The 20,884-nt window shown below is 61.9% G+C and carries 20 protein-coding genes; 10 read left to right on the top strand and 10 right to left on the bottom strand.

Annotation, left to right across the window (positions count from 1 at the left end):
- Nucleotides 1-19: 19 nt before the first annotated feature.
- Nucleotides 20-445, bottom strand: a complete 426-nt coding sequence (locus tag AC0L37_RS15495; protein WP_212659589.1) for an organic hydroperoxide resistance protein — start codon at nt 443-445, stop codon at nt 20-22.
- A gap of 53 nt (nt 446-498) precedes the next feature.
- The gene (locus tag AC0L37_RS15490) at nt 499-1,278 is read right to left on the bottom strand and encodes an SDR family oxidoreductase (RefSeq protein ID WP_269370728.1); all 780 of its coding nucleotides are present in this window, start codon (nt 1,276-1,278) and stop codon (nt 499-501) included.
- A 178-nt stretch (nt 1,279-1,456) separates the two neighbouring features.
- Here AC0L37_RS15490 and AC0L37_RS15485 point away from each other — a divergent pair, with 178 nt between their 5' ends.
- From AC0L37_RS15485 to AC0L37_RS15475, 3 genes are read left to right on the top strand one after another with little or no spacing between them, the layout of a single operon-like run.
- Nucleotides 1,457-2,380, top strand: coding sequence for a VOC family protein (locus tag AC0L37_RS15485; protein WP_282222718.1), 924 nt, complete (start codon nt 1,457-1,459; stop codon nt 2,378-2,380).
- A 44-nt stretch (nt 2,381-2,424) separates the two neighbouring features.
- Complete coding sequence (locus AC0L37_RS15480) at nt 2,425-3,426, top strand: zinc-binding alcohol dehydrogenase family protein (RefSeq protein WP_282222719.1); 1,002 nt, start codon at nt 2,425-2,427, stop codon at nt 3,424-3,426.
- A gap of 8 nt (nt 3,427-3,434) precedes the next feature.
- Entirely contained in the window at nt 3,435-3,977 is a 543-nt protein-coding gene (locus AC0L37_RS15475) for a DUF924 family protein (RefSeq protein WP_212659593.1), read from the top strand.
- A 12-nt stretch (nt 3,978-3,989) separates the two neighbouring features.
- Here the strand turns inward: AC0L37_RS15475 and AC0L37_RS15470 are convergent, their stop codons facing one another.
- A complete protein-coding gene (locus AC0L37_RS15470) occupies nt 3,990-4,904 on the bottom strand; it encodes a sugar kinase (protein ID WP_282222720.1) in 915 nt (304 codons plus the stop codon).
- Between the two features lie 125 nt (nt 4,905-5,029).
- On the opposite strand from AC0L37_RS15470, the gene AC0L37_RS15465 reads away from it, so the two are divergent.
- The gene (locus AC0L37_RS15465; RefSeq protein WP_282222721.1) at nt 5,030-6,499 is read left to right on the top strand and encodes a mannitol dehydrogenase family protein; all 1,470 of its coding nucleotides are present in this window, start codon (nt 5,030-5,032) and stop codon (nt 6,497-6,499) included.
- Nucleotides 6,500-6,620: 121 nt separating this feature from the next.
- Here the strand turns inward: AC0L37_RS15465 and AC0L37_RS15460 are convergent, their stop codons facing one another.
- From AC0L37_RS15460 to ppk2, 6 genes are all read right to left on the bottom strand, one after another.
- Nucleotides 6,621-7,781 (bottom strand): iron-containing alcohol dehydrogenase, encoded by a 1,161-nt coding sequence (locus tag AC0L37_RS15460; RefSeq protein WP_473315434.1) that lies wholly within the window; start codon nt 7,779-7,781, stop codon nt 6,621-6,623.
- Nucleotides 7,781-9,163 (bottom strand): aldehyde dehydrogenase family protein, encoded by a 1,383-nt coding sequence (locus AC0L37_RS15455; protein WP_282222723.1) that lies wholly within the window; start codon nt 9,161-9,163, stop codon nt 7,781-7,783. The genes AC0L37_RS15460 and AC0L37_RS15455 overlap by 1 nt, the downstream gene beginning before the upstream one ends.
- Nucleotides 9,164-9,352: 189 nt before the next feature.
- Nucleotides 9,353-10,714, bottom strand: coding sequence for a glutamine synthetase family protein (locus tag AC0L37_RS15450; RefSeq protein WP_282222724.1), 1,362 nt, complete (start codon nt 10,712-10,714; stop codon nt 9,353-9,355).
- A gap of 55 nt (nt 10,715-10,769) precedes the next feature.
- The gene (locus AC0L37_RS15445; protein ID WP_212659599.1) at nt 10,770-12,266 is read right to left on the bottom strand and encodes an amino acid permease; all 1,497 of its coding nucleotides are present in this window, start codon (nt 12,264-12,266) and stop codon (nt 10,770-10,772) included.
- A 36-nt stretch (nt 12,267-12,302) separates the two neighbouring features.
- Nucleotides 12,303-13,073, bottom strand: coding sequence for an N-formylglutamate amidohydrolase (locus AC0L37_RS15440; RefSeq protein ID WP_282222725.1), 771 nt, complete (start codon nt 13,071-13,073; stop codon nt 12,303-12,305).
- 147 nt (nt 13,074-13,220) lie between these two features.
- Nucleotides 13,221-14,078 carry a polyphosphate kinase 2 gene (gene ppk2, locus AC0L37_RS15435; protein ID WP_282222726.1) on the bottom strand — a complete coding sequence of 286 codons (858 nt, stop codon included), beginning with the start codon at nt 14,076-14,078 and terminating at the stop codon, nt 13,221-13,223.
- 86 nt (nt 14,079-14,164) lie between these two features.
- Here ppk2 and AC0L37_RS15430 point away from each other — a divergent pair, with 86 nt between their 5' ends.
- Together AC0L37_RS15430 and AC0L37_RS15425 are read left to right on the top strand one after the other, a co-directional pair.
- Entirely contained in the window at nt 14,165-14,926 is a 762-nt protein-coding gene (locus tag AC0L37_RS15430; RefSeq protein ID WP_473313257.1) for a hypothetical protein, read from the top strand.
- Nucleotides 14,818-15,450, top strand: a complete 633-nt coding sequence (locus tag AC0L37_RS15425; RefSeq protein WP_473315432.1) for a sensor histidine kinase — start codon at nt 14,818-14,820, stop codon at nt 15,448-15,450. The genes AC0L37_RS15430 and AC0L37_RS15425 overlap by 109 nt, the downstream gene beginning before the upstream one ends.
- 217 nt (nt 15,451-15,667) lie before the next feature.
- On the opposite strand, the gene AC0L37_RS15420 is transcribed toward AC0L37_RS15425, so the two are convergent.
- Nucleotides 15,668-16,258, bottom strand: coding sequence for a GcrA family cell cycle regulator (locus AC0L37_RS15420; RefSeq protein WP_212659602.1), 591 nt, complete (start codon nt 16,256-16,258; stop codon nt 15,668-15,670).
- A gap of 352 nt (nt 16,259-16,610) precedes the next feature.
- Between AC0L37_RS15420 and AC0L37_RS15415 the strand changes: the two genes are divergently transcribed.
- From AC0L37_RS15415 to AC0L37_RS15400, 4 genes are all read left to right on the top strand, one after another.
- Entirely contained in the window at nt 16,611-17,810 is a 1,200-nt protein-coding gene (locus AC0L37_RS15415) for an aspartate aminotransferase family protein (protein WP_212659603.1), read from the top strand.
- Between the two features lie 117 nt (nt 17,811-17,927).
- Nucleotides 17,928-18,860 (top strand): ornithine carbamoyltransferase, encoded by a 933-nt coding sequence (argF, locus tag AC0L37_RS15410; protein ID WP_282222729.1) that lies wholly within the window; start codon nt 17,928-17,930, stop codon nt 18,858-18,860.
- A gap of 122 nt (nt 18,861-18,982) precedes the next feature.
- Complete coding sequence (locus tag AC0L37_RS15405) at nt 18,983-20,002, top strand: Hsp33 family molecular chaperone (RefSeq protein ID WP_282222730.1); 1,020 nt, start codon at nt 18,983-18,985, stop codon at nt 20,000-20,002.
- A gap of 130 nt (nt 20,003-20,132) precedes the next feature.
- Nucleotides 20,133-20,843 (top strand): helix-turn-helix transcriptional regulator, encoded by a 711-nt coding sequence (locus AC0L37_RS15400; protein WP_473313252.1) that lies wholly within the window; start codon nt 20,133-20,135, stop codon nt 20,841-20,843.
- The last annotated feature ends 41 nt before the right edge of the window (nt 20,844-20,884 follow it).

Genomic DNA, 20,884 nt, shown 5'->3' with positions numbered 1-20,884 from the left:
TTGTATTTTTGGTGAGGCGCTAGACGACGTCGAGCGTCACCTCAAAGCCTTTGCGGCTGACTTCGCTATAGGGGCAGATGATGTGCGCCCGCTTGACAATGTCTTCGACCTTGGCCTTGTCCATCCCTGGAACATGGGCCTTGAGCGCTGCCTGGATCCAGAAACCTTCGCCATCGGGCCGGTCGCGGAAGCTGACTTCGGCGGTGACCGTCGCATCATCAGGGATGGTGTCGCCGGACTTGCGGGCCGCGCCCTTCATGGCGCCCAGAAAACAGGCCGAGTAACCCAGCGCGAACAACTGCTCGGGATTGGTGCCGCGCGCGCCGTCGCCGCCCATCTCCTTGGGCGAGGTCAGGGTGACATCGAGCACCCCGTCATCGGTGGCACCGTGGCCCTGACGGCCACCGGTTGAGGTGGCCTTGGCGGTATACATGATCTTGGTCATCTATTGTCTCCTGGTGGGGCCGGGCCCGGCGGGCACGGATCGTTGCATTGACCTTAGCGTAGCAGCGACTGGCCGCCATCGACATAGACCGGCACGCCGGTGATATGCCGCGCCGCGTCCGAGGCCAGAAAGGCAATGGTTTCGGCAACGTCCCCGCTCTTGCCCGGCTCGCCGCCTGTAAGCGGAATGTCCCCCTCGGGAAACTCGACCGGGATCTCGGCGGCGGCGACATTGCGCTTGTCGGTGTTGTCGTCGATCTGCGTGTCGATGGCCCCGGGGCACACAGCATTGACCCGGATCTTGTGCGGGCCCAGTTCGAGCGCCAATTGCTGGGCCATCGCCACCTGCGCCGCCTTGGTCGCGGCATAGGCCGTGGCGCCGGCACTTGTGAAAGTGCGATTGCCGTTGATTGACGACACGATGATGATGGCGCCGCCAGCCCGCTTGAGATGGGGTACTGTCAGATGCAGCGTGAGATAGGTGCCACCCAGATTGGTGGTCGTGGTCTTGTCCCACTCATCGGGCATCAATTCGTCGATCGGGGCCCAGACCCCGTTAATGCCGGCATTGGCCACCACGATATCGATCTGGCCCCAATCTCCCATGATCCGGTCGACCGCGGCGCGCATGCCATCGGGGTCCGATATATCGGCCGACACCGCCATGGCTTGCCCGCCAGCCTCCACGATCTCGTCTCGGGTGGCATTGATTTCCTCATCGGTCCGGCTGAGCACGGCGACGCGCGCGCCACCCTTGGCCAGCCGCAGTGCCGTGGCCTTGCCAATGCCCGATCCGGCACCGGTGACCAAAGCGACCTTGTCGGAAAACTGCATGTTTGGCTCCCTATTGCCTGTAACGCTCCTGACCCAAGTCATGGCGGGCCCCAAGGTTCCTTGGCCCGGGTGTTTCAATGCACTCTATCGTCCGCACTGTTCGTGGAATCGGCCCTGCTCTTTGCCACCGCAGGGGCCTATGTAAGGGTCAGGTTTCCCGGCAATGCAGGAGCGTGCCATGATTGATACATCCATGCAGACCAATGTGAAGTCTGCCCCATTGCTGCCGCTGACCACCACGCTGGGCACCGTCCATATCGCGGTGACCGACCGTGCCCGGGCATTGGCCATCTGGCAGGACGTGGTCGGGCTTGAGCTGCTTGCCGAAAGCGGTGGCGCCCTGACCATGGGCGCTGGTGGCAAGCCGCTGATCGTGCTCGAAACCGGTGCCACCGCGCCTGTGACGCCTCGCAGCATCGGGCTGTATCACGTCGCCATCCACGTGCCGCAACGCGCTGATCTGGCGCAAATGACCGTGCGCGCCATGCAGCGCAATGTCCGCATCTCGCCCACCGATCATCTGGTGTCTGAAGCCATCTATCTCTGGGATCTGGACGGTAATGGCATCGAGATCACCTTCGAGACGCCCTGGCGCGGTAGCCTTGGTGATCCCGACAAGGGCGAGACCTATGCCATCACGGCTGATGGCAAGCCCCATTCGGGGCGCGATCCGATCGATCTGGACGGCCTGCTCGCTGAACTGGGTGCGCAGCCCGTTCTTGCCGCCCGCATGCCGGCCGGCACCCGCATCGGCCATGTCCATGTCCATGTCAAAGACCTGCATCAGGCCATGGGTTTCTACCGTGACGTTATCGGGTTTGCCGGCTTTCTGCTGATCGATTCCTTCGGCATGGGCGATGTCGGGCTCGACTACATGCCCCATACCCTGGCCTTCAATGTCTGGTCGGGCCCCAATGCCACCCTGCCGGCTGCCGGCACGGCCGGTCTGCGCTGGTTCACCATCGTGTTGCCCGACGCCGCCACGCTCGATCAGGTCAGGGCGCGCCTGCAGCAGGCTGGTGCCCCCATTGAAGCGCTGGGCAACAGCATCGAGACCCAGGACCCTTCCGGCAATCGTATTCAGATCATGGTCAGCGACTGACTGACATGTTAGTCCTTCCGGTGAGTAATCGGGAGGATTTTTTCATGCGGGCCATTTCCTGCGCCGCGCCGGGTGAACTGGCATTGGTCGATATTGCAGCGCCGGCGCTCAAGCCCGGCTGGGTGCGGGTGGGCATTCGCCATATCGGCATTTGCGGCACCGACTATCATATCTTCGAGGGCAAGCACCCTTTCCTGCAATATCCCATCATCATGGGCCATGAGCTGTCCGGCGTCGTGCTCGACGCCAATGGCGCGGCCAGCCTGAGCGATGGCGACGCGGTGGTGATCAACCCCTATCTGCCCTGCTACCAGTGCCCCGCCTGCACCGAAGGCAAGACCAATTGCTGCGAGAGCCTGACGGTGATCGGCGTGCATGGCGATGGCGGTATGGCCGAAGAGATCGTCATCCCCGAGGCCAATCTCTACCCCGCCAAGGGGCTCAGCCTGCGCGATGCGGCCATGGTGGAATTCCTCGCCATTGGCGCGCACGCGGTGCGGCGTACCGAGCTCAAGCCGGGCTGGCGCGTTCTGGTGGTGGGCGGCGGTCCCATCGGACTGGGCGTGGCGTTTTTTGCCCGCATTGCCGGCGCTGAGGTGACCATTCTGGACGCTGCGGCCGACAAGCTGGACGTGGCGCGCGATTTCGGCTTTGGCGCAGTAGCGCTCGACGCTCGTGATGGCGCAGAGTTCAAGACGCGCATGGCGACCGGTTTTGATGCCGTGTTTGACGCCACCGGCGCCATCCCCGCCATGAACCAGGCGGTCGGCTATTGCCGCAATGGTGGCGCGCTGACGCTGGTCGGCGTGGTCAAGGGTACACTGGCCTGGGAAGACCCCGAAATCCACAAGCGCGAACTGACCATCCGCGCCTCGCGCAATGCCACGCGGGAAGATTTCGACCATGTCATGACCCACATCGCCAATGGTAACGTGCCCACCGACAGGCTTGCCACGCACGCCACCAGCTTTGATGATGTGCCCGCCAATATGCCGAAATGGGCCCATGACCGATCCGGGCTGATCAAGGCCATCATCACGCTCTAGGAGGCCCCATGCGCAACGCTCAGGACGTCATCGATTTCTGGTTTGTCCGCCATGGCAGCGACGACTGGTTTGGCGGCAAGGCCGAGTTTGACGCGGCGCTGGCCGCCGAGTTCGCCGAAACCCACGCCGCCGTGGCGCGGGCCGAGGCCTGGCAGTGGCGCGCAACGTCTGATGGGCGGCTGGCCGAGATCATCGTGCTCGATCAGTTTTCCCGGCAATTGCACCGTGGTTCAGCACAGGCCTTCGCACAGGACAAGATGGCCGTGGCGCTGGCCCAGGAGGCGATTGCTGCCGGGGCCGATCAGGGGCTCGATCAGGACCATGCCATGTTCCTCTACATGCCCTTCATGCACGCCGAGTCGCTGGTGCTGCAGGAGGAGGGCGTCAAGCTGTTCGCCAGCTTCAGCGAGAATCTGCAGAAATTCATGACCGGCCACCGCGATACCATCGCCCGCTTTGGCCGCTTCCCGTTCCGCAACAAGGCGCTGGGGCGCACCAGCACGCCTGAGGAACAAGCCTATATGGCAGAGCAGGGTGATCGGGTTTACTGAGACGCGCAACCCCTAGAGCGACACCAGCTTGGGATCAACCAGCGCGCCCTTCTGGCCGATGACGATGCCCGCGACGCGGTGGGCTGCTTCGGCAGCTTCGCGCAGCGATTTGCCGGCCAGGCGCGCCGAGAGATAGGCGCCATTGAAGCTGTCGCCGGCGCCCGTGGCATCGACAACGCTTTTGGCGGTAGGCGGCGCGACACGGACGCGCTCATGGGCGGTGGCGATCAGCGCTTCGCCCGCCCCATCCTTGACTACCACTTCTTCCACACCCAGTTCGAGATAGCGGTCCGCCGTCTCGTCGACATTCTTGTCGCCAAACAGCGGCGCTTCATCGGAATGGGTGGGCAGCACGATATCGCACAGACTTGCTGCCGCGGTCAGCACGCCCGCCATCACACGCGGACTGGTCCACAGGGCAGGGCGCAGATTGGTGTCGAAAGCGACCTTGGCGCCATTGTCGCGCGCCCGCACCACAGCGCCGAGCAGGCGGCCGCGGGCGCGGGGCGCCAGAATGGCCAGCGTGATGCCCGAAATATATACCATGCTGGCGTCTTCAACGGCCTTGGCCAGCGCGTCCTTGTCATCGGCCAGCAGCTTGGCAGCGGAGGTGTCGCGCCAATAGGTGAAGTGGCGATCCCCGTCGGCCTGATGGATCATGTAAAGGCCGGGACGGCGATCGGGCACGGTGCGAATATGGCTGGTGCCAATGCCATTGGCGTCGAGAAAGGCCTTGATGTCGGAAGAGTATTTGTCAGCTCCCAGCCCGGTGAAATAGTCGACCGACCAGTCATCGCCGAGCAGGGCACGCATATACCAGGCGGTGTTGAGCGTATCGCCGGCATAGCCGAGGCGATATTGGCGATCCTCGCCGCCACTCATTTCGATCATGCATTCACCGATGCTGACGAAGCGATGCTGTACCAAGCCCTTGCCCTCCTTGCGTGTGTCAGGCTTATGCCGGTAAAGCCCATTTGCCTGCAAGTCACTATCTTCCATACAAGATCAGAAGGCACTATGGTGCCGCCAAATTTGTTTCGCCGGAGATTTCCATGTCGCGTCTGAGCGCCAAGACCCTCAACAGCATTCCCGCCGGGGTGGCTGTGCCCAATTACGATCGCAGCACACTCACTCCCGGCATTGTGCATCTGGGCATTGGCGCCTTTCACCGCGCCCATATGGCGGTCTATGTCGATGATCTGCTCAAGGACCATCCCGATTGGGCCATTGTCGGCGCCAGCCTGCGCCGCCCCGATACCAAGGATGCGCTTGAACCCCAGGACGGCCTCTACACCATTGCGGTGCGCGACGCCCAGGGCACCCATCCCCGCGTCATCGGCTCGATCCTGAGCGTGCTCGACGCCAATACCCAGCGCGAAGAATTGCTGGCGCTGATGGCGGATCCAAAAATCCGCATTGTGTCGCTGACCGTCACCGAAAAGGGCTATTGCCACGATCCGGCAACGGGCGAGCTCGATGAACGTCACCCCGATATTGCCCACGACCTGGCCAACCCGACTGCGCCGAAATCCGCGCCGGGCATGCTGGTCGAAGCGCTGGCCCGCCGCCATGCCGCTGGCGTGCCGCCCTTTGCGGTGATGAGCTGCGATAATCTGCCATCGAACGGCGAGACGGTGCAGCGCATCGTCACCCGCTTTGCCAGCCTGCGCGATGTGATGCTGGGCGACTGGGTCATGCAGAACGTCGCCTTCCCCGGCACCATGGTGGACCGCATCGTGCCCTCCACCACCGATGCTGATCGCGATACCATTGCCGGTCTTATCGGGGCTGACGACGCCTGGCCGATCATGACCGAGCCCTTCACCCAATGGGTGATTGAGGACAAGTTCCCCCAGGGCCGTCCACCGTTTGAAACGGTCGGCGCGCAGCTGGTTGAGGATGTCGAGCCCTTCGAGCGCATGAAGCTGCGCATGCTCAATGGCAGCCACTCGACAATCGCCTATCTCGGCTATCTGGCGGGCCATAAATATGTCTCGCAGGCCATTGCCGATCCCGCCTTCCACAAGCTGATCCACGGTCTGATGACCGAGGAAGCCATGCCAACGCTGGACATGCCCGGCACCGATCTGGGCGCCTATCGTGACCAGCTGCTGGCGCGCTTCGCCAATCCGGCCCTGCAGCACCGCACCTGGCAGATCGCCATGGATGGCAGCCAGAAATTGCCGCAGCGCCTGCTCGGCACCATTCGCGATCGGCTGGCGGCCGATCAGCCCTTCGAGCGGCTGGCGCTCGGTGTGGCCGCCTGGATGCGCTATGTCGTGGGCATTGACGAAAAGGGCGAGAACATCGACGTGCGCGATCCGCTCGCCATGCGCATGATGGCCATTGCCGCCGAAGCCGGCGACGATGCCGAAGCACTCTATGTCGGTCTGGTGGCGCTCAATGAAGTGTTTGGTACCGATCTGGCCGACAACCAGGCCTTTGGCGATGCTGTCGTTACCCATCTCGAAGCCCTGTTCGATGATGGCGTGGTCGAGACGATCAAGGGTGTTGTGGGTTAGGCACCCCCACCCAGCCTCCCCTGAAGGGGGAGGAAGTTAGTTTGGTGTTTGGTGTGAGATAGCGCCCATGAGTGGAGCGGCCCCTCCCCCTCTCAGGGGGAGGTTGGGTGGGGGCTCCCCCTTAGACCCGGCCTTCCATGGCCCGATCAAAGATCTCCAGCGCCAGTTCCTTTGTCAGCTTGATCGGATTGCCGCCAGCCGTCGGATCGACAATGGCCATGTCCCCGATCAGCTCGCGCCTGGCGCTGTCGACGTTGAACTCGGCCAGCGTGTGCGGCACGTCCAGGCGCAGGCGCAGCCCGATCACCGCATGCTGGAATGCCTCAAAGGTTGGTGACAACCCCAGATAACCGGCCAGTCGGCCGATGCGCGCTTCAATCGCGGCTTTGTTGACGATCAGCACATAGGGCATGAATACCGCATTGGTCATGCCGTGATGGGTGTCATAAAGCGCGCCGACTGGATGGCTGAGCGCGTGAATGGCGCCGAGCCCCTTCTGGAAGGCGGTGGCGCCCATGGCCGCCGCGCTCATCATGTGACCGCGCGCCACAAGATCACTGGGATTGGCCACCACCTTGGGCAGGTTCTCCAGCACCAGCCGAATGCCTTCGACGGCAATGCCATCGGCCATCGGGTGATAGCCGGGCGCGCAATAGGCTTCGAGGCAATGCGCCAGCGCATCCATGCCGGTACCGATGGTGATAAAGGCGGGCATGCCAACGGTAAGTTCGGGGTCGGCGATCACAACCTTGGGCATCATCAGCGGGTGGAAGATCACTTTTTTGGTGTGCGTGGTCTCGTCGGTAATCACCCCGGCGCGACCGACTTCCGAACCGGTGCCCGCAGTGGTCGGCACGGCAATGATGGGCAGGATGCCGGCGGGGTCCGCGCGGGTCCACCAGTCACCAATATCCTCGAAGTCCCACATTGGCCGGGTCTGCCCCGCCATGAAGGCGATGACCTTGGCCGCATCGAGCCCCGAGCCGCCGCCAAAGGCGATGACGCCATCATGGCCGCCCTCGCGCAATTGCTTGATGCCCGCCTCGACATTGGCCGAGATCGGATTGGGTTTGACCTCAGCAAACACGCCCACCGGTATGCCCGCATCCTTGAGCAGGGCGATGGTGTTCTGCGTGACCGGCAGATTGACCAGCCCCGCATCGGTCACCAGCAAGGGCTTGGTTATCCCGGCTTCCTTGAGGATCTCGGGTAGCTCGGCAATGCGGCCGGGGCCGAACTTGATCGCGGTGGGGAAATTCCAGTTGGCTTTGGTCATGTCGATTACACCCGCTTCAAGTGGTAGGATTTTGGCTGGGTCAGATTGGCGTACCCGATTTCGCTCAGGCTGCCGCCCTTGCCGGTGTCCTTGACCCCGGTCCAGACCAGGCCCGGATCAAGATAGTCACAGCGATTGGCAAACACGGTGCCGGTTTCAATGCGGCTGCCCAGTTGCGCCGCGGCGTCCAGATCATTGGTCCAGATCGAGGCGGTCAGCCCATAGGGGCTGTCATTCATCAGCGCGATGGCTTCGGCGTCATCGGCCACCTTCATGATCCCCACCACCGGGCCAAAGCTCTCCTCGCGCATCACGCTCATCTGGTGATTGACCCCGGTCAGCACCTCCGGCGTCAGATAGGGCGAGCCGGGTACGTCCAGCTTGTGGCGGGTATTGAGCCGCGCCACCGCGCCGCCGCGTTCGGCCTCTTCGGTCTGCTGGCGCACATGATCGGCAAAGCTGCCGCGCGCCATCGGCCCTACCATGGTGTCGGCATCGAACGGATTGCCCAGCGTCCAGCCGCTGGCGGCTTCTACGAACTCATCGACAAAACGGTCATAGACATCGCCATGCACATAGATGCGCTCAATGCCGCAACAGCTCTGGCCAGAGTTGAAGAATGACCCATCGACCAGGCTTTCAACAGCATGCTCGATCTTGGCGTCGGCCCGCACATAGGCAGGGTCCTTGCCGCCCAGCTCCAGCCCCAGCGTGGCGAAGGTGCCCGCCGCAGCCTTTTCGATGCGACGACCGCCCTCAACCGAGCCGGTGAAATTGATATGGTCGATCTGCCCCGAGCCGATCAGCGTCTCGGTATCGGCATGACCCATCACCAGATTCTGGAACAGCCCGGCGGGCAGCCCCGCCTGCTCGGCGGCCAGCGCGAAACGCTCGCCGGCCAACAGGGTCTGGCTGGCATGCTTGAGGATGACCGCATTGCCCGCGACCAGCGCGGGCACGATGGAATTGACCGCCGTCAGGAACGGGTAGTTCCACGGCGCAATCACCAGCACGATACCCAGCGCTTCGCGGGTAATGTAGCGGGTGAAATTATCCTTTTGCGGCAGCGCGATTGGTGCCAAGGCGCTGTCGGCCAGCCCGATCATGTAGCGCGCGCGCTCTTCAACGCCGCCCTTTTCGCCGCCATAGCGGACCGGTCGGCCCATCTGCCAGGCGAGTTCGGGCACAATCTCGTCATTCATCAGCAGCAGCGCGTCGACCAAATGGCTGACGATCTTCTGGCGCTCGGCCAGGGTGGTTTCACCCCAGGCCCGCCGCGCCATCTGCGCGCGAATGACTGCGGTTTCAATGTCGACGCCGCTGGCCAGTGGCCGCTCGGCATAGACGCTGCCATCGACCGGCGAGATGATTTTTACGGTGTCAGTCATGTGTTCCGAACTCGTTCAACCCACAGTGTCATCCCGGCCCTGAGCCGGGATACATCCTGGAATTTCTGTCTTGCCGCGAGGTGGTTCGTTCGAGCGACCTTGCGGCGGCGGTGCGATCTCGGGATGGGCACCGGACTCAAGGCCGGGGCGACACCGAGTATGATCAGGCTTCTGTGGCAGCAGGGAGACCTAGCTGCGTTCGAACCCTCTTTTCAACTCCCAGTCGGTCACCCGGCGATCATATTCGAGCTGCTCCCACTCCGCGGTGTGCACATAATGGGCCACCACGTTTTCGCCAAAGGCCGATTTGAGCATCTCCGAGCGGCGCAGCCAGTCGGTGGCCTCGCGCAGGGTCTTGGAGATCTCGGGCAATTGCTCGCTGACATAGGCGTCGCCAACAAAGGCGGGTTTCAGCTCCAGCTTTTCCTCAATGCCCTTGATACCCGCAGCGATCAGCGCGGCCATGGCCAGATAGGGGTTGAGATCAGCCCCGCCCATGCGGCACTCGACGCGGATCGATTTGGAATTCTCGCCACATAGCCGGAACCCGGCGGTGCGATTGTCCGGCGACCAGATCGCCTTGGTGGGCGCAAACGTGCCGGCCTGGAAGCGCTTGTAGGAATTGATATAGGGCGCCAGAAAATAGGTGATGTCGCGCGCATAGGCCAGTTGCCCGGCCATGAAGTGCTTCATCAGATCGCTCATGCCGCGATCATCGCTGGAGTCCGGGAACATCGGCTTGCCATCCAGATCGGCCAGCGACATGTGGATATGGCTCGACGAGCCTGCCAGCTCGTAATGCCATTTGGCCATGAAGGTTACCGACTTGCCCTGAGCATATGCGATTTCCTTGGTGGCATTTTTCAGCACCACATGGCGGTCGGCCATGGTCAGGGCGTCACAATATTTGACGTTGATTTCTTCCTGCCCCGGGCCCCATTCGCCCTTGGAGGATTCCACCGGAATACCCGAGGCCTGCAGATGCTTGCGCAGCGCCCGCATCACCCCTTCTTCCTTGGTGGTCTGGAAGATGTGGTAATCCTGAATATAGTCGCCCGCCGTCTGCAGCTTGGCGTGACCCTTTTCGAGCACCGAGCGATAGGTCTCGTCGAACAGGTAGAATTCCAGTTCGGTCGCTGCATTGGCCGTGTAGCCCATGGCCGCCAGCCGATCCAGCTGCGCCTTGAGAATGGCGCGCGGGCTGTGCGGGATGGGCTCGTGATGGTGATGATCGCTCAGATCGCACAGCACGATGGCAGTGCCTTCGAGCCAGCTCGCCTTCATCAGCGTGGCCAGATCGGGCTTCATCACGAAATCCCCATAGCCCTTGCCCCAATTGGCGGCGGCATAGCCGGGCACCGGCTCCATGTCGATATCGTCGGCCAGCAGATAGTCGCAGCCATGGGTCTCGTCATTGGCCACTTCGAGGAAGAACTCGGCCTGAAAGCGCTTGCCGATCATGCGGCCCTGCATATCGGGAAAGGCGACAAGGACGGTGTCGATATTGCCCGCGGCAACGTCCTGTTTGAGGTCGGCCAGTGAATAGCTCATGCGCTCAGTCTCCCGGATGATGGGGCGCCCGGACAGGCCGGACGCCCGTTTGGCCTCAGGCCTTATGTTCGAGGGCGAATTCTTCCTCGGGCGACAGGATCAGCTTGTTGCGGCCGATCAGGCCAAAATAGGCGATGCCCACCGCGCACCACAACACCACCCAGATCACGCCCTTGAAGAAGTTGGGATCCTGCATCTGGTAGAACAGGGTGATCGCGGCAATGATGATAGTGACACTGGCCCCGCCAATGCCCAGGGGCGAGCGGAACGGACGCTCCATATTGGGCTGGTTGCGGCGCAGCAGGATGAAGCTGAGAGCCTGCATGATGTAGCTGAGCATGGCGCCGAACACGGCCATGTTGAGCAGTACGGTGCCGATGATGTCGTCACCCTGCTGACTATCTTCAGCCCCGCCGCCGCCATTGGCAAACCAGATGATCAGCATCACGGTCAGGCCCAGCGCCGCGCCACTCATCATGGCGATATGCGGGGTCTTGTGCTTGCCATGGGTAACCGACAGCGCCGAGGGGAAATAGCCCGCCCGGCTCAGCGAATAGACCTGCCGCCCCTGCGCAAACAGGATGGTGTGGAACGAGGCGATCAGCCCGATCATGGCGATCAGGCCCAGCACGACAGCACCACTGGTGCCATAGATGGCGCGGAAACCATCCAGCAGCGGTTCGCCCGACGAGCCCAGCGCAAAGGCACCGACCCCGATCACCGATGGATTGAGCAGCATGATCATGAAGGCCGAGATGATCAGCGTGCCCATGCCCAGCAAGATGCCGCGCGGCATGTCGCGCTTGGGATCAACCGATTCCTCGGCAGCCAGTGGCAATTGCTCGATGGCCAGGAAAAGCCAGACCGCAAAGGGCAGGCTGGCCAGCACGCCACCAAATCCGAACGGGAACAGTGAGCCGCCACCCTCTGGCAGTTCGCTGCCATCGGCCGCGATATTGAGCGCCCAGCGCGAGAAGTCGATATTGGGAATGGCGCTGATCCAGAAGGCGATCAGCACGGCCAGCGAGGCCAGCGTCACCACCAGTGTCACCCGGAAGCTGAGCGCCACGCCATAGATGTTGAGCGCCAGGAAAATGGCATAGAACACCACCCATATGATGGGTAGCCACGCCGCATCCAGCCCCACAATGGCGCTGAAATAGGACGAGATAAACGTCACCACCACAGCGGGGGTGAGCACATATTCGACGTTCTCGAACAGCCCGGTAATGAAGCCGCCCCACGGCCCCATTGAGGTGCGGGCGAATGAATAGGCCGCCCCGGTATGGGGCAGGGCGGGGCTCATTTCGGCAATGCAGAACACCAGCCCCAGATACATCACCGCGATGATGCCGGCTGCCACGACCATGCCGCCCCAGCCGCCGGTGGCGAAGCCAAAATTCCAGCCCGAGAAATGCCCCGAGATCACCGCGCCCACGCCCAGCGCCCAAAGTGACCAGATGCCCGCATAGCGGGTCAGGCCGCGTTCTTCGAAATAACTCTTGTCGCGTGTCGCATAGGCGACACTGCCAACCTTCTTGTTTCCAGCCATCGTCACGTCCCCCTGAAAATCAGCCCACGGTTTAGCCTAGACGGCCATTGCCCCGCCACGCGCCAGCCGCGCGGCTTCCAGACAACGGGCCAGCCGGGCAGACCATTGGTCCACCCCGACCGGTTCGAGAATTTCGTCATTGCGGATTTCGATCATGGTGGCGTCCAGCCCGCGCCCGTCGCCATGACGCTCCAGCGTCAGCGTCACCCCGTTGAGCGCCGCATAGGGCTCGTTCCAGCCAATATTGAGCGCGGGGTGTTCGGCTGCCAGTGCATCGCGCACTGCTGCGGTATAGCGCGTGTCCATCCCATGGATCACCCCGATCGGCCAGGGACGCGCTACCCCGTTATAGACCGGGGTAAAGGAATGCATGCAGATCAGGATTGTCTCCTGGCCCGCATGACGGCGCGCTTCAAGCAGCGTCTCCATCGAGGCATGGAAGGGCCGGTGGTAGTGATCGATCCGGTATTGCCGCTCTTCCGCGCTGATCCCCTCATTGGCCGCAATGCGCGTCGCCTCCGAGAGCGTCCAGATCAGGTCGGGCGCATCCAGGTCGCGATTGCAGTCGATGATCAGGCGCGACACGGTCGATTGCACCAGCGGCGCATCGAGCAGATCGGCCAGTTTCCGGCTGACCGCCAGGGCGCCAGGGTCCCAGGCAATATGGCTCACCCGTTCGGTCATGGTCAGGCCCAGATCGCCATATCGGGTGGGGATACGATTGCTGGCATGATCGCACACGATCACGAAAGGTGATGGCCCCCGCGCATTGGTCACCAGCACCGAATGTTGCTCCGTTCTGCTCACTTGGCCTCTCACGTGATGCTTCTGGATCGTCGCACTACTTGCCTAAGCGCGAAATCTGTCAATCTGTTTGTTGGGCGCACCACGGCCACGCCGACGCTCCCGGGCGGGGTCGTTGCAACGTGGCGATCGAGGCGATGTCTGGCGCGCCTAGTCGCTCTTGGACATTTTCAGGAAGTCGGGGCCGCGGAAGCGGATATTGTGGTCAATTTCGCCAATGGCTTTTTTGTCCTTGCCCGCATAGTCGAGCTCATCAAGCACGCTCTGGATCAGGGTGATCCGGCCCCGGCGCTTGTCATTGGTGCGGATAACCGTCCAGGGCGCATGCTCGGTATGGGTGCGCTTGATCATCTCGTCGCGCGCATCCGAATAATCGTTCCACCGGCTCAGAGCCTCCAGATCAATCGGGGAGAGCTTCCACACCTTGAGCGGATCGTGGCGGCGATCATGGAACCGCTTGAGCTGCATCTCGCGGCCAATCGACAGCCAGAACTTGAACAGGTGAATGCCATCCCTGGTAATGCGCCGCTCGAATTGGGGCGCTTCTTCCAGGAAATGTTCGGTCTGCTCGGGGGTGCAGAAGCCCATGACCTTTTCAACGCCGGCGCGGTTGTACCAGGAGCGATCAAACAGCACCGTCTCGGTGGCGGCGGGCATCCATTCGACATAGCGCTGGAAATACCACTGCGTGCGCTCGCGATCATTGGGCTTGGGCAGCGCCGCGATGATGTTGTAGCGCGGATTGAGATTTTCCATATAGCGCTTGATGGTGCCGCCCTTGCCGGCGGCATCGCGTCCCTCGAACACGATCATGATCCGCTCGCCGGTCGCCAGCAGGTGCGCCTGCAATGTCACCAATTGCTTTTGCAGATCGTACATCTGGGCTTCATAGATATCGCGATCCAGCTTATCCTCGTAAGGATAGCCGCCTGAGGTCATCGCGTTCTTTTTGATGGCCTTGGGCAGATCTGGGTCTTCAATATCAAAGCCGTCGATTGGATCAGTCACTCGTGTCGCTCCATTGTCATGGTCACCGTGCTACACAGAGCCCCCTTATGCAAGGGGCATGGCAACTGTCTGATTCACAGAAACAAATGGACCAAATCCACATCCACCAACCCGCTTCCCGCTTTGAGACGGCCCTGGCGCGCCTGTTCGAACAGGCGGGGCCGCTGGCCGCGATTGCCGGCGTGTTTGTCACGCTGACGATCTTTGGCGGTCTCGGCCTGGTAGGCGGGCTGGTCGGCTTTGTCGCTGTGAGCGCAGCCGTGCTGCTGCTGCCCCCCAGGGCCGATGCACCGCTTCCAGTACAGACCGTCAGCACCGTTCAGCCTGTTGTGGTTCCCGGCAGCACCGCCTCGGTATTTGCCGATGCGCTGATCGACCCCTGCATGGTGCTGGACCGTCGTGCGGTGGTGCTGCACACCAACCCGGCCGCCAAGCGCCAGTTTCCCAGCGTGACCAATGGCAATCCGCTGACTTTTTCGCTGCGCAATCCCGAACTGGTGCAGGCCATCGATGCGGCCATTCGCACCGGCGCCACGCGCAGTATCGAGCTGCATGAAACCCTGCCCTCCGAGACCTGGGACAAGGTGGTGGTCGCGCCGCTGACCCGGCCGGAGCTGGACTGGTTTGACGACGAGAACCGCCAGCTCATAGTCACCTTCCAGAGCCTGACCGAAATCAAGCGCGCCGAGGCCCTGCGCTCGGACTTCATCGCCAATGCCAGTCACGAGCTGCGCACACCCTGGCGTCGCTGCTCGGCTTTATCGACACCCTGCTGGGCCCGGCGGCCAAGGATACCGCGGCGCGCGAGAAATTCCTGGGCATCATGCGCGGGCAGGCCGAACGCATGAGCAAGCTGATCGACGATCTGCTCAGCCTGTCGCGCATTGAAATGCACCAGCATGTGCGGCCCACCGGCAGTATTGATCTGGCCGCCTTGCTGCGCGAAGTGCGCGAAGGGCTGATGACCCAGGCCAAGGCCGCCGATATCGAAATACGCTTCAGCCTTGGTGCCGGGCCTGCCACCACCATGGGTGATCGCGGCCAGCTCTATGAAGTGTTCGAGAACCTGCTCGACAACGCCATCAAATATGGTGCGGGCGGCAAGTTCGTCGAAGTCAGTCTGGCGCCTGCAGGGCGTGTCGGCTTCCAGCACATGGTCACCGTCATCGATCATGGCCAGGGCGTTGAGCCCGAGCATGTGCCGCGCCTGACCGAGCGCTTCTACCGCATCGACGCCGATGCCAGCCGCAAGAAGAAGGGCACGGGCCTGGGGCTGGCCATCGTCAAGCATATCGTCAACCGCCATCGCGGCCAGCTCTCGATCAAGAGCAAGCCCGGTGAGGGCATGCGCGTGGACGTGCTGCTGCCCTGAGGCAAGGATCGCCTCAGACTGCTGGTGGCGGTAAAGAGGCAGCTCAGATGATCGCCTGAAAGACTAAACCAACGGTGCCGTCGGACGTGGTCCGAGGGTTGGTCCAGACAATTGTGCAGCGTCAGACAACACGGCTCGCCAGATGCCGAACGCACGATGCACCATAAAACGAAAAAGGCGCCCGAAGGCGCCTCATTCTCAATCCGTGTCGAGTCGCCTAGCGGCGCTTTTTATCGACCTGATGGTAGGCCCGCTTGGAGTGGAACTCGCAATAGGGACCGCTTTCCAGGCTGTGCTGACCGCAGAAATAGAAATCCTTGCCCAGTGGATCCCCGATGGGCCACTTGCAGGTATCTTCGCTCAGCTGCAGCAGGCTCAGACGCTTGTCTTCGGGGATGAACAGCTCCTGTACGGCCGGCGCCACATAAAGCTGCTGATCCATCTGCGGGTCATGCGCCAGGGCCGTTGCGCCAACCGATTGTGGACGCGACATGGCTGGACGCGGCTTGGCCGCAGCACTGCCCATATGCGAGCTCATCCCCGCCGAGGGGCTGGCAACGCGGCGCGGTGCTGGCCGGGCAGCCGGACGCGCACGGGGTGTCGAATTGGTTGGCTTGGCCCGTGCCGAAAGCTTGAGGCGATGCACCTTGCCGATCACGGCATTGCGGGTCACCCCTTCGCCCAACTGTCCAGCAATCTGGCTGGCGCTGAGGCCTTCCATCCAGAGCTTCTTCAAGGTCTCGACGCGTTCGTCCGTCCAGCCTGCCGGTTGTGCTCCTGAAACCATCGTCAAAACAGAATCCTTCATTGTGCCGCCAAATAGCCTTGGCAACCATCAAACGCTAGGCGTCGTATGTTGAGTGGGTCCGCCACACGAGATATCGTGCTCCCAATGACGCTGAGTTTACGCCATGCGAGGAATCGGGATCAAGAGTCGGGCGAAAGTTTCCCCGTAAATTCACTGGTTAAAATTATGCTAACGAAGAATGAGTCAATTCATGGGCTTGCCCTGCGATCATTGACTTATCTGGGAAAATTAGCCTAAATCTGGCACCGAAACGCGCTGCGAGACAGGCGCGTTTTTGGTTTTTGTGGCGCTATTGTCACGCACCCCTTCTCGCCTCGTGAAAAACCCTGAGCTTTCAAAAGGAATACGACCCATGTCTGCGCTCTTTGGCACATATGCCCGCTCCGAACTCGCCTTTGAGCGGGGCGAAGGCATGCGCCTTTTCGATCAGCAGGGTCGCGACTATCTCGATTTCCATTCCGGTATCGCGGTCAACGCGCTGGGCCATGGTGATCCCCATCTGGTGACCGCGCTCAAAAGCGCCGCCGACAAGGTGTGGCACACTTCCAATGTGTTCTCCATTCCCGAGCAGGAACGGCTGGGCCAGCGTCTGGTCGATGCCACTTTTGCGGACTCGGTGTTCTTCACCAATTCGGGCGCTGAGGCGCTCGAATGTGCCATCAAGACCGCGCGGCACTATTACTGGGCCAAGGGCGAAACCGAGCGCTACGAAATCATCGCCTTTACCGGCTCTTTCCATGGCCGCACGCTGGGCACCATCGCAGCGGGCGGCAATCCGAGCTACCTCGAAGGCTTCGGCCCGGCCATGCCTGGCTTCAAGCACACAGCGCCGGGCGACCTTGACGCCGTCAAGGCGCTGATCGGACCGCAGACCTGCGCCATCCTGATCGAGACCGTGCAGGGCGAGGGCGGGGTGACCGCCATGACCCCCGAATACATGCAGGGCCTGCGCGCATTGTGTGATGAGCACGATCTGCTGCTGGTTCTCGATGAAGTCCAGTGCGGCTATGGTCGGACCGGTCGCTTCTTTGCCTTCGAGTGGAGCGGCATCACGCCGGACATCGTTGCTGTGGCCAAGGCCATTGGCGGCGGCTTCCCGCTGGGCGCCTGCCTGGCCAAGGGCGATGTGGCTGCCTCTATGGTGCCCGGCACCCATGGCTCCACCTATGGCGGCAATCCGCTGGCGACCGCGGTGGGCAATGCCGTGCTCGACCGCATTCTGGCGCCCGGCTTTATCGATCACGTCAACCAGATGGGCCAGAAGCTGGCCTGGCATCTGCAGCAGCTGGCGCAGAAATACCCCGACTATGTGCTTGAACTGCGCGGCAAGGGTCTGCTGGCCGGTATCAAGATTTCCCCGCCCGTGCGCGACTTCGTGGCCCGACTGCGCGATGACCATCAGATGCTGGCGATTGGCGCCGGCGACAATGTGCTGCGGCTGATCCCGCCGCTGATTGTCACCGAAGCTGACATCGAAGAAGCGGTCGGCAAGCTGGCCGCGGCCTTTGAAGCCATCGAGGCTGAGGCCGCTGCTGTTCCGGCCGGCGTCTAGTCATCATGAAGATCTGGCACGTCAGCCGCCGACGATGCAGCTTGTTCTCGCCGCCACAGGGCAGGTAACGACCGCCTGCACATTACAAAATCATAGCGACAAGAAAGAAACCGGCCCATGAACTCGACCGGCACTCCACGGCATTTTCTCAATATCGATGATTTCGACTACGCCGAACTGCGCGGCATGCTCAATGCTGCCACCTCGCTCAAGACCCGTCTGAAGGATGGCGACCGGCCCAAGCTGCTCGAGGACAAGGTCCTCGCCATGGTCTTTGAGCGTCAGTCGACCCGCACCCGCGTCTCGTTCGATGTCGGCATGCGCCAGCTGGGCGGGCAGACCATCATGCTATCGGGCAATGACATGCAGCTCTCCCGCGAGGAAACCCTGACCGATACCGGTCGGGTGATGAGCCGCTATGTCGATGCCATCATGATCCGTATTCTCAGCCACGCCGATTTGGTCGAGCTGTCCGAGGGATCCAGCGTCCCGGTGATCAATGGCCTGACCCGTCGGGCGCATCCGTGTCAGGTAATGGCCGATCTGCTGACCTTTGAAGAACACCGCGGCAAGATCAAGGGCGCCAAGGTCGCCTGGGTGGGCGACAGCAACAATGTGCTGCACTCCTGGGTCAATGCGGCCGAACTGTTCGAGTGCGAGCTGACCATTGCCGTGCCCGATGAGTATCACCCCGAAAAGGACCTGATGCTCGATATCGAAAAGGCCGGCAAATGGGTCAAGCTGATCGAAGATCCGCGTGAAGCGGTCGAAAAGGCCGATCTGGTGCTGACCGACACCTGGGTGTCGATGGGTGACACGGACGCTGCCGAGCGGCGGCGGGTCTTGAAACCCTACCAGGTCAACACCAGCTTGATGAGCTTGGCGAACAAGGACGCCCTGTTCATGCACTGCCTGCCCGCCCATCGCGGCGACGAGGTGACCGACGAAGTGATCGATGGTCCCCAGTCGGTGGTGTTTGACGAGGCCGAAAACCGCCTTCATGCCCAAAAAGCCATTCTGTGCTGGGCCTTCGGGGTCGACGTCAACTAGACGACACGACCGTTCGTCGCCTGTGGTAAAGTTACGGCGTCACTTCTGCCAGCAGCAGGAGTGGCGTTGTGGTTTTCTCGCGGTGCCCGAAGGATCGGCCCACTGAGAGCCAGTGACCCAAAATGACGGATAAGACGACCATGACCGACAACATGATGACCTCACTGGGGCTGGATCGACCAGAGAGCGGCGACGATACCGTGGTGCCCTTCACCCTGGACAAGCTCGATACCCGTGGCCGCACCGTGCGACTGGGCGATGCGCTGGACACCATCTTGTCGCGCCACAACTATCCCGCCCCGGTTGCCCGCCTTTTGGGTGAAGCCGTGGTGCTGGCCGCGTTGATCGGTTCCTCGCTCAAATTTGCCGGCAAGTTCATCATGCAGACCCAGACCGATGGTCCGGTGAACCTGATCGTGGTGGATTTTGACGCGCCTGACGGGCTGCGCGGCTATGCCCGCTTTGATCACGACATGCTGGTCAAGGCTGCCGAAGAAGGCCGCACCAGGCCCGCCGAATTGCTGGGCAAGGGCCATCTGGCCATGACCATTGATCAGGGCGAACACATGGAGCGCTATCAGGGCATCGTGGCGCTGGAGGGCAATTCGCTCGAGGACGTCGCGCACACCTATTTCATGCAGTCCGAGCAGATCCCCACCCAGGTGCGGCTGGCCGTGGCCGAATTCACCCAGAAGGGCGATCATCGTCCACACTGGCGCGCCGGCGGCATGCTGGTCCAGCATTTGCCCGAGCATGGCATGTCCCATATTCCGGACCTGCCCGGCGATGGCGATTTCAGCAATCCCGAAACCGCTGATCCGCATTTCGAGGAAGATGACGGCTGGAACGAAGCCAAGGCCCTGATGGCCACGCTCGATGATCTCGAACTGGCCGACCCCGAACTCAGCTCGGAGCGGTTGTTGTTCCGGCTCTATCACGAAACCGGTGTGCGCGTGTTCCCGCCCATGCCCGTCGTGGAGCGCTGCACCTGTTCGGCCGATCGCATCGAAGACATGTTGAGCACCAGCTTCACCGCCGAGGATCGCGAAGAAATGGCCGTCGATGGCGAAATCGAAGTGGTATGCGAATTCTGCTCGACCGCCTACCACTTCAATCCGCATCAATTCGACGTCAAAGACTGACTGTCAAACACGAGCGATGACTGCAAATAACTGTCGTCGCTCGTGTATTAAAGCCAGACCCGCCTTGCAAGTTGGCTAAATTTTGATCAGTATTTGATTTTTATATGTGTCCGGGCGGGGGGCATCTCAAGTGAACGCCGATCTGATGTCGGCGATCGCTGCAATCCAGAAACAGACAGACAGAGTAAGCATTGGCGCAGTCTTGCGCGACGCATTTGGTGGCTATGGCTTTGATCGCTTCATGATCGCCGGCCTGCCCGTCGAAGGCGAGGATGTGCGCTCTGCAGTATTGCTCTCGGGCTGGCCCGAGGAATGGTTTGAGCGCTATATGAGCCAGGGCTATGCCCAGATCGACCCGGTGGTGCGCCACTGTCTGAACACCACGTTGCCCTTTGCCTGGTCAGAAGCGCCGGTTGATCCCGAACTGGCGCCCCAGATTGCCGTGCTGGCCCGCGAGGCCGCCGCATATGGGCTTGAAGATGGTATCTGCGTGCCCGTGCATATCGAGGGTGGCCCCCGCGGTGGCGTGTCGCTGAGCGGGCGTGCGCAGACCGTGGATGAAAAGAGCCGGCTCGAACTGCACATGCTGGCGCTCTATGCCCACGGCCAGTTGCGCTACCTCACCGATCAATTGCCACAGACCCGCAGCATTACCGCGCGCGAAGCCGAAGTGCTCAAATGGGCCGCGACCGGCAAGACGGCCGCCGAGATTGCCATCATTACCGGGCTGACCGAGCGCACTGTCGCCCAGCATTGCGAAAATGCGCAGCGCCGCCTGGGCACCAGCAACCGCGTGCACACAGTCGTTGAAGCGATCCGCCACAAGCTGATCGCCATCTAAAGACGAGCCGGGCAAACCGGCCAGAACCGTGCCTGATCCAG

The sequence above is a fragment of the Devosia sp. J2-20 genome, from assembly GCF_055808475.1.
Note: the sequence above shows the minus strand (reverse complement) of the source record. Positions and strands in the feature narration are given on the sequence as shown.